We start from the raw sequence: 13,284 nt of genomic DNA on the forward strand, positions 1-13,284 counted from the left end.
CTCAATTATAAAAATGCAGGATTCAGTCCCAAGCCCATACAAATATAGAGTTTACGATCTTCTAATGGCACCAATATTTCACGTCTGCCATGCATAAAGCGCTTGTTATCAATGAGCACCACATCACCATCTTGCCAGTCAATTTCTGAGGTTTCACGCTCGCATCGCTCTGCCAACTCTTCCAATAATTCCGCTTGGATTTCGCTGCCATCAGCAAAGTAAAAACGCGGCTTTTCGTAATTATAAGAAGGCCCCAACAAGGTGTTGGCAAAGGCAGGCACAGCTTTTAAATTGTCATGGCGAATCATCGGCATGTGCAAGTCATACTGCACACCTTCATCATGCGCAGGACGAATCCGTTGTCCAGGAATCATCTCAATAAAATGAGCGAGTTCCTGCTGCCCGACCTGTACGGCATCGGCAATATTGAGTGCTGTCGCCACATACTTTTGCCACATCGCTTTGGGTAAGTAACGGCTGATGGTCATCGGTTCAGCAAATTTCTGCTTCAGTGTATCAGGCAGTTTTTGCCATACCTCATGTCCATCACATAAAGTAGTCTGCGAACCACGCGAAGCACTTTTTTCACTAAAAAAAGCAATAATATCAGGCGGCATTGGGGTTGAACCATTTTCTATATGCAGTCCCATTGCCTGCGTACCTGCATCTACTTTTTGCGATTGTCGGGTCACATTTTCACGTGCAGGGTCATAGGTCAGCTTTTGGCAAATATTGCTCATCAGCCCACTAAACGCATTCACATCATAATGTTCATTTCTAAGTAAAACCCAACCGTGCTCCACCAAACGATCTTTAATTTGTTGTGGGGAATGTTTGAATTGCTGTTGTGCAATATTCATGTGATTTCTCTCTATCTCTATTGATGACTGACAGGTTGATGTCTATCTGTGAAACATCTCCAAGATCAGCCATTAAATACGTTGTAGGATGTGCCAAAGCTGTCTGATACTGTTGCTGAATGACTGCTCTACGCAATTTTCCGTTATCGGTTAACATCTGATTATTTAAAGAAAAAGGTTGTTCAGCACGGCACCAGTGTTTAATTTGGGCATAATCAGGCATACGGGTATTGGCACGATAAATCGCGGCTGCCAATTGCGCATCTGAACGATGTTCCTCGGCATAAATCACTGCAGATAATGACGGCTGCGCTTCACCAAACACGGCAATCTGTTGAATTTCAGGCTCACTCAAACTGTTCGATTCAACCCATTCTGGTGAAATATTGCGCCCAAAACTGCTGACAATAATTTGCTTGATACGCCCCGTGATATATAAATAGCCATCTTCATCAAAATAACCTGCATCGCCTGTGTGAATATCGGCTGATACCGCATCCTGCTCACGCCCAAGTTCATGCATATATCCCAACATGGCATTGCCCTTGACCACCACTTCTTGATTGGCAGCAATTTCGACTTGAACATGCGGTAATACGCGGCCAACACTGCCAATTCTGCGAGCTTCAGGCAGGTTTAAACTCACGACCGATGCACATTCAGACAGACCATAACCTTCATAAACAGGTAAATTGAATTGCTGACACTGCTTGAGTAAATCTGCAGACACCTTGCCACCACCCACGGCAATAAACTTCAAAGTGCGCAAGCCCAAATCGCCGTATTGATGGATATATTCCACAATCGCTTTGAGCATTTGCGGCAATAAAATCACGCTTTCAATGCAATATTGCTGCACGGCATCGACAAAGCGTGAAACATCAAACTCATGGTTGGACAGCAAACCGAACTGGATGACTTCAGCCACCACCACTGCACGTCCCATGTGAAAAGGCACATACACGCCTGCGATATTTTCAAGCAATGTTGCAAATGGAATTAGACACAAATGCCGCCCAAGCTGGCTACTTTGTAATGCCTGACTTAAAGAGTGTGTAATTGAATTGATGGTGGCTTCTGCCAAACACACACTTTTGGGTGTACCTGTACTGCCCGAGGTATAAGTAATTTTTGTAGGCTGCTCAGCAGAATTTGGGGATAAATGCGGTTGTGCTGTTTCAACGCTTAGACGAAACAACTGCCCTTGATATAAATCTGATGGTGGCAAAACCTGTGCCTGAACTGCATCAATCATCTCCAACAAAGCTTCTGGAATAGCAGTATTTCCAATAGCCGAGTTAACATTGGACGGAGTATCGCTTTGTGCAGTATCCGTCAAAATACACAGCAACTCCGCTTGGCTGTCTTGCAGTAAATGTTGCACTTGTGCAGCAGTAAAAAATAAAGGCACAGGAATGACTGTCATTGCAGCTTTACGTGCGGCTAAATCGACCACAATCCAATCGGCCTGATTCACACCCCACAACGCCAAACGCTGTACTTGATAAGTTGCCAATTCTGCACTGAGCAACTCAACCCGTTGCTGTAATGTGGCATAACTCAGTGTGGTTTGTGCCGTCACAATTGCTTCACGCTCAGGGTCTGTTTGGGCATAGTGATTCAGGTTTTCAAATAACTCATTCATCTTTCAATTTCCGCCTTTCTGCATGACCTTAGGCATAAAAACAATATTGCTGTTGCGTGACCGCCAACGCTGCTGCAACGTCAATCGCCAGTACATAAGGCTTCTGTTGGTAATAACTGCCCCATTGATGCTGTGCATCGCCCAAGGCTTCGGGGTTGGCTTTTTCTAGTACCTGAAAATGCAAACCCATTTGCTGTAACACATAGCGCACTGCTGCTGTTCCTGTGCAAACTGCCCACGACACATTGTTCTGCGATAAGTGAAAGACCAAAAAAGCCACCATCAATTTGGCTTTGCTCATGTCTTGCGCTGCCAAGTTGCCAATTTCAACAATCTGCGCGCGCGTTACAGGCACTTGGCTCAATTGGGTTAAAATGGTTTCAATGGGTGCATCTAAATACTGTTCCAAAAAGGCTTGGTTTGCGCCCAATGGTTGCATGCCAATCACCACTTGCATGTCGTGGTTTACATAGCCTGCAAACAAGGTATCTGAAAAAGTATTTATGGATGCCTGATGGACTTTTTGGTATTTATCTCGAATAAAATGCTCTAATGCCAAGCGTTGTTTGCTAGCATCTTGGGTCACAGTTGTCACATTTAAATGTTGTGCTGTTGTGTGTGCTTGAATCACCGAGGCATAGCTGTGTAATACATCTAAATGTGGCTGTTCTAGGTTCAACTGTTTTGGGTTCGTTTGTGGTTTATACGGCTGCGCTACAGATGCATACCCGTTGAATTGTTTTTTATTTTTTTTCTGATGAAAATTCGCATCCAGAAAATGCGTTTGACTGGATGATTGAGCATCAAAATTAAATTTGATCATGTGCATCACATTGGATAGAAAATAACTCAATGCTCAAGATAGAAATCTAAACTTAAAGAAAACTTAAGTCGCTACAAACTGTCACAATTCAAAAAACTCTTCATGCACACAAAAAAAGGAGATGATCACTCAACTCCTTATATGTTTAAAACAATAAACTAATCAAAAATAAACAGTCATCCAATTATGCAAAACACAATTGTTCGCGCCCTACCTTAGATTTTAATAGGCATAAGATGCAATTGCCGTTGCAATTGGTTTATCTTCATCATTGACCATCGTCATACGCATGGTGCAGCCTTTACGCCCTAAACGCAAAGTTTCCGCACGGGCAATAAAATACTTGCCGCGTCCCGGTGCTAAATAATCCACTCGCATATCTACGGTAGCCAAACGAGTGACTTTTTTAATGGTATCGGGCAAATCGTCAGGTTCTGTCCGTTTATATAACTCCCCCATTGCCACAATACCGCCCACACTGTCCAAAATGGTTGCAGCAACACCACCATGTAAAATTTGGAAAGCCACGTTGCCCACCATATACGGTTGCATCTCAATATAGGCTTCAATTTGACCATCTACCACACGCATGCTCATGCCATTGTGTTGAAAAAATGGCGATCCATTAAATGCATTGACCAATTGTCTTAGCACGACATCAATATCGACTTTCGCGCCTAAATGTATATTCCCAGTCCAATTTTTCTCTGCATTACTCATAACGTGCCCAAAAGTCCAAACAACTCAATTTACCAACAATAAAAACAGCCAATGTATGCCCAAATGAAATTTAAGGGGCTACAATAGTCGTCTAGTTTAATACTGATCAGTGAGATTTTTATGACCTATACGTTCAATCGCCCTGCATTTCCTGCCACTCGTATGCGTCGTATCCGTAAAAATGATCAATTACGCGCCATGGTTCGCGAAACTCACTTAACCACAGATCACTTGATTTATCCTGTATTTGTTTTACCGGGACAAAATCAAACCCAAGATATTCCAAGCATGCCGAATATTCAGCGTTTATCGGCAGACTTATTACTCAAAAAAGCCGAGCGTTTAATGCAGTTGGGCGTGTCTAAACTGGCATTATTTCCAGTCACACCACAAGAAGACAAAAGCCTGACCGCAGAAGCAGCATGGCGTGAAGATGGCTTGGTGCAAAACACACTACGCCTGCTGAAAAAAGAATTGCCAGAGATGGTACTTATTACCGATGGCGCACTCGACCCGTACACCACTCATGGTCAAGATGGCATTATTGATGACACAGGCTATGTCCTGAATGATGAAACGGTTGAATGTCTAATTAAACAGGCTTTAAGTCATGCCGAAGCGGGTGCAGATGTGGTTGCGCCAAGTGACATGATGGATGGCCGTATTGGTGCGATTCGTCAGGCGTTGGAAAGCAACGGGCATATCTATACCTCTATCATGGCTTATTCAGCCAAATATGCCTCTAGCTTTTACGGTCCTTTCCGTGATGCAGTCGGTTCTGCCAGCAACCTAAAAGGCGGCAACAAATACAATTATCAAATGGATATTGGCAACCGTGCCGAAGCCTTGCATGAAATTGCACTGGATATTCAAGAAGGTGCAGACATGGTGATTGTAAAACCAGGCATGCCTTATTTAGACATTGTACGTGAAGTGAAAGATAACTTTGGTGTGCCAACCTTTGTCTATCAAGTGAGTGGTGAATACGCCATGCTTGCTGCCGCGATTCAAAATGGCTGGTTGTCGGACAGTGTGATTATTGAATCGCTAATGAGTTGCCGCCGTGCAGGTGCAGATGGTATTTGGACATATTTTGCCGAAGAAGCAGCACTCAAACTTAAAGATATGGCATAAACAGGCGACTTTCATGCACATCGCAATCATTGGTGCAGGCATCAGCGGTTTGTTGTCTGCACTCGAACTGGTAGAGCAGGGCTGCTCTATCAGTATTTTTGATCAACAACAAGCAGCACAAGCGGCATCATGGGCAGGTGGTGGAATTCTTTCTCCCATGTATCCGTGGCGTTATCCTCAAGCGGTCAATGACTTAGCCCAATTTGCCAAACCGCAGTACCAAGCATGGAATGAAAAACTCAAACCTATTACAGGCATTGATTTTGAAATCCATGAAACAGGCATGTTGATTTTTGATGAAGATGATTTTGAGATTGGTATAAATTATGCCGAACGTCATCATGAACCGATGCAGCAAGCTGAATGTCTGAATCGGGAACAGCTCGAACAAATTAACCCGCATATCCACCCCAAATTTAAACAAGCCCTGTATTTCTCACAACTTGCCAATGTGCGCAATCCGCGTTTATTACAATCGCTCACGCAATATTTGAAACAACATCCGCGCGTGCGATTTTTTGAACACTGCCCAATTCAGCAATTTCAGATCACTGAAGATCGTATTCAAGCCATTCAATCTGCCGATGGTCGCTTGCATCGTGCAGATCATATCGTGCTTGCGACAGGTGCATGGTCACAGCACTGGGCGGCACAACTGGGTTTAGAGATTCCTGTACAGCCTGTACAAGGGCAAATTGTGTTATTTAAAACCCCTGCACAATGGTTGCCAAGCATGTGCATGAACAAGGTGATGTACTTGATTCCACGTCAAGATGGGCATGTGCTATGCGGTTCCAGTATGCGTCACGTTGGTTTTGACACCACACCAAACCCGCAAACCCAACAAGATATTTTAACGGCTTGTTTTGAAATGGTGCCTGAATTGGCACAGTTCCCCATTGTGAAACAATGGGCTGGTTTACGTCCAGGCTCGCCTACAGGTGTGCCGTATATCGGCAAAGTGCCAAGCCTAAATAATGTATGGATGAATTTCGGACACTTCCGTAATGGCTTATGTATGGGCACTGCTTCAGCGCAGTTATTAAGACAGCTCATGCTTGGGCAAGAAACGATTGTTGATCCTGCCGCTTATGATCCAAAGCAGTTACAGCCCACCTCAATCTGTGCATAACACTCAGCAGCATCCTCTGTTTAAGTAGAGGATGATGCACCCAGACAAGCCGCTAGCGCCTGTTCAAGTTTTGGATATTGAAAGCAATAGCCTGCTTGTTCTAACGCTTGTGGTTTAACATATTGCCCATTCAGCACCAATTGCGATTGCTCGCCCAATAACCAACGCAAGACAAAAGCAGGTAACACCAAAAATGGACGACGTTTTAAAAGCCGAGCTGCGGTTTCGGCAAAGTCTTGCTGACTGGTTTTTTCAGGTGCAACCACATTCAAAATTTTGGCGTCTACAGGTTGCGTCATTAACCAGTGAATGGCCTGTAAAACATCTTGTATATGCACCCATGCAACAGGCTGCCGTCCATGCCCAATCCGCCCGACGGCATTTAAACGAATTGGTAATAACATTTGCGGTAAAATGCCACCACCGCGCCCAAACACCACGCCCAAGCGCATAATTTTAGTATTTTGCTGGCTGAAGCTTAACGCAGCCTGTTCCCATTGCTGGCACAACTGCGACATAAAAATATCTTGTGCTGCACTGTGTTCGGTACATACTGCTGACCATTGTTCCTGCGGGTCAATTCCGTAATACCCCACTGCCGAGCCTGAAATAATACACTTGGGGAAAATACGGCGCTTTTCAAGATATTGATATAAGTGCAGTGTGGTCTGAACTCGACTATCAAGCAATTTTTGTTTGCGTGCTGCTGTCCATCTGCCCTGCCCAATACTTTCTCCCGCCAAATTAATCACATAATCAATTTGTTCGGTGTCGAGTTCATCTAACTGCTGAATCCAGCGTAATTGTGGATGTTTGGATACTCGATTGGGCTGTCGGGTTAGCCCCACCACCCGATAATCCTGTTGCAATAAAAACGGCAACAATTGTGAACCAATAAAACCACTTGCCCCTGTTACCAGTACCAAAGGTTTATGCATCTTCCAATCTCAGCATGATGAAAAATATAGTTTTAGCTATACGTGATTTAGACTGAATGTTCAAGTCTAAGCAAATCATCATCACATAACTGATCATGTATATTTGAAGAAAATCAGATATTAACAACTTCTTTTATCAGCCAAACATTTTAACTGCCATACGCTGTGCCTGTTTACCATAAAACCAATAGGTCAGCAGATACAATGGAATTGCGATCAACAAGAACATGATCACCACCACACTCATAAATTGCGGCTGTTGCAAATACTGTAAAAAATCTTGCCAAATGCTTGGGTTTTGGCGAGAAAATATCGCCAAACCTAATAATAAAAACGCCAAGTTATAGCCCCAAAAAATCAGGCTAAATCCTAAAGTAAATGTCTTGCGTTCCTTGTCATTCGGCGCACGGCGTTGTTGTTTTAAAAACTTATACAGCACTAAAATCATGGCAACCAAATAAGGCACCGCAGTTAAAATCCCGCCTACACCCGCAGGTAATAATGCAGCCAATACGCCACAAATACAGGTCATCACAAAGCAATACAAGAAAAACCAGATAAAATAACGGCTTAGCGATACCATAAAGATGACTCAGACAAAAGATTCAGCCTAGTATAAAAAAAATTGATTTTTTTTTCATGAAATTGTCAACCGAATACAAAAGCCTGACGTTATATAGGCTACAAGGTCACAACAACCGTTAATGTGTATGGCATCCACAATATTTTCGGTGACCTGACTAAAGCAATAAATCGCATACAGTCATGCTTTGAACAGCAGCCAAAGCTTTACTGTATCGCAAGTTTTTCTTTGACCGACGATTTCATCATCACTCGAATCGTCGGTCTTTATTTTTTAAGGTCTTTTTTTAGCCTTTCTAACATCAGTATTTTAACTCTCTATATTTTTCTATACAGATCACGACAGATTTTACTTTCCCTTCTCTTTAAAATCTCTGCGACCTAAATTGTCGCTTTAAAAGCAGAAAACTGGTTTTTTGCCGCAGTGTTGCGCTCAGTTATGTTAAGTTATCCCATAATTCAACATCAAGATTGGAACACGCATGGCTGTTCATTTTTTACATACGTCTGATTGGCATTTGGGGCAATTTTTCCATCACCATGAACGTGAATATGAACATACTGAATTTTTAAATTGGCTCTTAACTCAAATTAAAAGCAAACAGCCGAATGCCCTGCTCATAGCAGGCGATATTTTTGATGTGGTCAATCCTGCTTCGAGCGCTCAGAAACAACTCTATCAATTCCTTACCGATGCGCATGTGCTTGCTCCACACATGCAAACCTTAATGATTGCAGGCAATCATGACTCTGGGTATCGCATTGAGCAAGTTGAACCCTTTTTAGACCGCTTCAACGCCAAAGCTGTGGGCGTGATTGGTAAAACAGCCGAGCAAAAATTAGATTTAGATAAACTCCTAGTGCCTATTTATGACGCTGCGCAAAATATTGTGGCATGGTGTCTGACCCTGCCCTATTTACGCAGTGCAGAAATTACAGGTTTAAATGAACATAGCAGTGACAATCAATCTGCGGTTGCTTACTTACATCAACAACTGATTGCAGAAGCCAAAGCCCGTAAACAACCCGATCAAGCCCTGATTTTAATGTCACATGCACACATGCAAGGTGGCGAAACTTCCGACTCAGAACGCCCAATTGTAGTGGGGAATGAAGAAGCCTTATCGACTGCGCTGTTTGATGAGGTGATTGACTATGTCGCACTCGGACACTTACACAAACCGCAACAGGTCGGACAGCCACACATTCGCTATAGCGGCTCACCCATCCCTTTATCATTTAGCGAGCTGAATTATAAACACCAAGTCCTTGAAGTTAGGATTGATCCATTACAGGCAGATGCACAGCGTTTCCAATATGAAAGCTTGCTTATTCCACGTACGGTAGAGCTGCTTCGGATTCGCTGTGAACTTTCTGAATTAATCACCGAACTGAATAAATTGCCAAAAGATGAAATTGCAGAAGTTTGCGCACGGCATTTTTTAGAAATTGAATATATCAGCGATGCCCCGCCACCCATTGATTTACGCCAACAAATTGAACAAGCACTGCCTGCCAACCGCTATCGTTTACTGCGCATTGCACGACGCTTTCAAAACTGTGAAAACTCGAACGTGCAACAATCAAAAATTGATTTAGAGCCGCCTACGCCTGAAAAATTATTTTTAGATTTATGGGAAAAAATGGGCTATCAACCTGACCCAGAAGTGAGCCAAGATTTTTTACAGCTTTTGACCGAAGCCCAACAAGAACTTGATCAGAATAAAGCTTAAGGATTTGCCATGAAAATTTTACGTTTAAGTTTAAATAATTTGGCATCTTTGGCAGGCACGCATGTCATCAATTTTGAAGATGAGCCACTGGCACAGGCAGGTTTAATTGCAATTACGGGCAAAACTGGTGCAGGCAAATCGACTTTGCTGGATGCCATGTGTTTGGCACTTTATGACGAAATTCCACGTTTGAGAGGTGCTACAGGCAGTCTGACCGATACCGCAGGCAAAGAAATTTCCTTAAAAGACTCTAAACATATTTTACGTCGTGGTACGACTTCTGGCTTTGCAGAACTTGAATTTATCGCGCTTGATCAAAAACGCTATTCGGCACGTTGGCAAATTCGCCGTGCACATAACAAAGTGGATGGAAACTTAAAAGTTGAACGTGCCATTACCTGCCTAGATGAGCAACGGGTTTTAAATCAAAAAATTTCTGAAGCTACGCCGATTGTAGAACAACTGATTGGTCTTAGTTTTGAGCAATTCACACGCGCAGTATTATTGGCACAATCGGAAGTTGGGGCATTTTTAAAAGCCAAAGACCATGAACGGGCAGATTTACTTGAATATTTAACCAATTCGCAAATTTTTACCGAAGTCAGTAAACGTGCAGCCGTTAAATTTAGTGAAATTAAACAAAAGCGAACAGATCTTGAAAATGTCATGGGGCATGTGGTGCTCCTCAGCGAGGAAACACTAAAAGACTTAGAAACCCAACAACATGACCTAAGTCAACAATTAGCTTTGCTGACCCAAACCGAAAAACTGTATGAAAATGATGTGAAATGGCACAAAGATTGCCATGAACTCTATGCCAGCACCCAAGCTAAAAAAGAAATATATGATGTTCAAGTCGATGCCGATCTTAAACTCGCCTCTCAAAAACAATTGCTCAAACATTTAGATGAATTTCAAACCATCCGCGAGCAATTTGTCTTGCGTCAGCAAGCAGATACCGAGCTAAAAAATCTGAATCAGCAGCTTTTGAAATTTGAACCAAACTTGCAACAAGCGGAATACGCACAACAGCAAGCGATTAGTCAGCAACAGCAAGCGGAAAAAGACCTTCAGGCATGGCAGCAGCATGTTGAACAATTGAAACCACAACTTGAAATTGCGGCACAGTTACAACATGAAATTTCTAGCAAACTTCAACAATATACCGCTTTGGATGCTGCACAAAAATTATTTGCAGAGCAGCAAATTCAGCCTGTGCAAAATAATTTGAAGCAACTGACGACTCAACTTGCAACCGAGCAACAACAACAGCAACATTTACAACAGCAATTCAAACAGACTGCGGCATGGGCAAATTTTGATGATAATTTAGCCCTTACGTTGCAACGTCTGCAAGATTATTTGCAGCTTGAACAGCAGCTACGTCAGCAAAACCCTACGCTGTTCCAATCTGCATTAGATACTTTAATTGAGCAACAACAACATACACAGCAACAACTGTTGGTTTGGGAAAAACAATATCAACATCCTGAACAACTTGAGCAGCAACTCACGGCAGAGCAACAGCAATTACAACATGCTTTAAAGAGTGTGCATGTTTTAGAGCGCTTGCAACAGGCACTTGAACAATGGCAACAACAGACCACCCTATTTGAGCAGTTACAACAGCGTCAGCAAGAAACTTTAAGTCTGCAACAGCAGACACAGACTCAAATTCAAACCCAACAGCAGCAAGTGCAAATTACTGAACAAGCCTTGCAACAATTACAGCAGATCTTTGAACAGCAGCGTTTATTGCAGCATCAAAGTGTGCAGGATTTACGTGCCCAATTAAAACCGAATGAAGCCTGTATGGTCTGCGGCAGCCATGAACATCCGTTTATTCAGCATGAAAATTTACTCAGTGACGCTTTAAACCAATTGCAGGATCAGCAATTGCAGCAGGCCAAAACTGAATTTGAGCATGCGCAAAAACAGCTACAACAATTGGAGCGTGCTCGCAGTCAATACGATGCAACTTATCATCAACAACAACAACGCAGTCTTGAACTGCAACAGCAACTTGAACAACAACAGACATTGGTGCAACAGCTTGCAACATCCTTATCTTTAGATTTGGATGCAGCGCTGCCTGTTGCAAAGCAAATTGAACACGTACAGCAACATTGGGCAACAACACATCAATCCACTCAACACTTGCAGCAGAGTATTCAACAAGCAAACGATACCCTGAAACAATGGCGCAATGCTGCACAGCAGGCAGAACAACTCAAATATGCTATTCAACAACGCCAAGACCTCGCTCAGCGTTTACAGCCTATTTTGTCGCTTTTAGATGCAGAACAAAGACACGCTTGGCTCAATCAACCGATTGAATACTTTCAAAATGCCTTACAACAGTTAGAGCAACGTCATCACTTGCAGCAGCAGCAAGTTCAACTGAGCAAAACGATTGAACAACTGACTCAACAACAGCAGCAAGTGCAAGAAAAGTTGCTATTTTTACAACAGCAACATGCAGAGAAAACCCTACAACTGCAGCAGATTAAAACTGCAGGAAGTGAGCTGCGTGATCAAATTAAGCAGCTTACAAGAACTCATGCGGGATGTGAATATCAGACCTATCAAGAATGGCAGCAGGCTTTAGATCAGCAACAACAGCAACTCAATCTTGCACTTAGCACACAACGAACTGTGCTTAACCAAGCAGAACAGGTGTTAAAAGACTTACAACTACAAAAACATGGTTTGGACAGTAAAATTCAACAGCGCATGCAGCAACACACTGAATGCCAGCAACACATTGCAAACTGGCAAGTGGCACACACGCACTTTCAAGCCAGCGTCATTGATGAATGTTTACAAATTTCTTATGCCGAACATCAACAAATACGCAAGATGCTACAGCAACAGCAAAACAGTTTGGAAAGTGCCAAAACGGCTTGGCAAACGCTAGAAGAACAATATCAAAAGCACTTAAAACAACAGCCAGAACTGAGTTTTGACGAGGTCACCACGCAACTGGCAGCACTGCAAACAGACAAAGCCAAACAACAGCAAAACTATAATGAGATTGAGGCACAGCTACGCCTGAATAGCACCAATCAAGGGATTTTTGCTACCTATCAAACTCAAATTGAAAGTATCAAAGCTGAAGAATACCGCTGGGGACGTATTTACGATTTAATTGGGCATAAAGAAGGTACGAAATTTAAGAAAATTGCTCAAGAACATCACTTGGATATTTTGGTGGAATACACCAATCAGCAATTGCTGCCACTGAGTTCGCGTTATCAGTTGCATCGTATTCCTGACAGTTTGGGGTTGGCGATTATTGATTTAGATATGAACAGTGAAATTCGCCCTGTTCTGTCTTTATCGGGTGGCGAAACCTTTTTGGTTTCTTTAGCTTTGGCACTGGCAATTGCCAATATGGCATCTGGCTCAATGAAACTGGAATCGCTATTTATTGATGAAGGCTTTGGCACTCTCGACCCGACTTCCTTGCACATGGTGATGAATGCCTTAGACCATCTGCAAAGTCAGGGACGTAAAGTGGTGCTGATTTCGCATATTCAGGAAATGCACGAACGAATTCCTGTGCAAATTCAAGTCAAACCAGTGGGTGCAGGGGCAAGTGAAGTCAATGTGGTGGGTTAAAGCCAATACTGCCTAAAATCTGAAGATTATTTGTCGATTGAAGAATTATTGAGATGACTGTGAGATTTCAGATTTTAGGCTTCCATGAAGTTGTAT

At 42.8% G+C, this 13,284-nt stretch carries 10 protein-coding genes; 4 read left to right on the plus strand and 6 right to left on the minus strand.

The features are described 5' to 3' along the window. Positions 1-5 precede the first annotated feature (5 nt). From E0H79_RS11735 to E0H79_RS11750, 4 genes are all read right to left on the minus strand, one after another. Positions 6-860: a TauD/TfdA family dioxygenase gene (locus tag E0H79_RS11735; RefSeq protein WP_004975350.1), complete on the minus strand. Its 855-nt coding sequence runs from the start codon at positions 858-860 to the stop codon at positions 6-8. Continuing rightward, positions 814-2,505, minus strand: coding sequence for an AMP-binding protein (locus E0H79_RS11740; RefSeq protein WP_004975349.1), 1,692 nt, complete (start codon positions 2,503-2,505; stop codon positions 814-816). Before E0H79_RS11740 ends, E0H79_RS11735 begins: the two co-directional genes overlap by 47 nt. 28 nt (positions 2,506-2,533) lie before the next feature. After that, positions 2,534-3,328 carry a thermostable hemolysin gene (locus tag E0H79_RS11745; protein ID WP_004975348.1) on the minus strand — a complete coding sequence of 265 codons (795 nt, stop codon included), beginning with the start codon at positions 3,326-3,328 and terminating at the stop codon, positions 2,534-2,536. 222 nt (positions 3,329-3,550) lie between these two features. Further along, positions 3,551-4,048 (minus strand): thioesterase family protein, encoded by a 498-nt coding sequence (locus E0H79_RS11750; protein ID WP_096902274.1) that lies wholly within the window; start codon positions 4,046-4,048, stop codon positions 3,551-3,553. 120 nt (positions 4,049-4,168) lie between these two features. Here E0H79_RS11750 and hemB point away from each other — a divergent pair, with 120 nt between their 5' ends. Together hemB and thiO are read left to right on the plus strand one after the other, a co-directional pair. After that, entirely contained in the window at positions 4,169-5,182 is a 1,014-nt protein-coding gene (gene hemB, locus E0H79_RS11755) for a porphobilinogen synthase (RefSeq protein ID WP_004975342.1), read from the plus strand. Between the two features lie 13 nt (positions 5,183-5,195). Further along, complete coding sequence (thiO, locus tag E0H79_RS11760) at positions 5,196-6,314, plus strand: glycine oxidase ThiO (protein ID WP_004975341.1); 1,119 nt, start codon at positions 5,196-5,198, stop codon at positions 6,312-6,314. Positions 6,315-6,334: 20 nt separating this feature from the next. Here the strand turns inward: thiO and E0H79_RS11765 are convergent, their stop codons facing one another. Continuing rightward, positions 6,335-7,252, minus strand: coding sequence for a TIGR01777 family oxidoreductase (locus tag E0H79_RS11765; protein WP_004975339.1), 918 nt, complete (start codon positions 7,250-7,252; stop codon positions 6,335-6,337). 136 nt (positions 7,253-7,388) lie between these two features. Further along, entirely contained in the window at positions 7,389-7,835 is a 447-nt protein-coding gene (locus E0H79_RS11770; protein WP_004975337.1) for an ABZJ_00895 family protein, read from the minus strand. Positions 7,836-8,316: 481 nt separating this feature from the next. Between E0H79_RS11770 and E0H79_RS11775 the strand changes: the two genes are divergently transcribed. Continuing rightward, entirely contained in the window at positions 8,317-9,567 is a 1,251-nt protein-coding gene (locus tag E0H79_RS11775) for an exonuclease SbcCD subunit D (protein WP_004975334.1), read from the plus strand. Between the two features lie 9 nt (positions 9,568-9,576). Beyond that, positions 9,577-13,188, plus strand: a complete 3,612-nt coding sequence (locus E0H79_RS11780) for an AAA family ATPase (protein WP_004975332.1) — start codon at positions 9,577-9,579, stop codon at positions 13,186-13,188. Positions 13,189-13,284 lie beyond the last annotated feature (96 nt).

The sequence above is a fragment of the Acinetobacter sp. ANC 5045 genome (genome assembly GCF_004331005.1).
Classification (GTDB): domain Bacteria; phylum Pseudomonadota; class Gammaproteobacteria; order Pseudomonadales; family Moraxellaceae; genus Acinetobacter; species Acinetobacter towneri.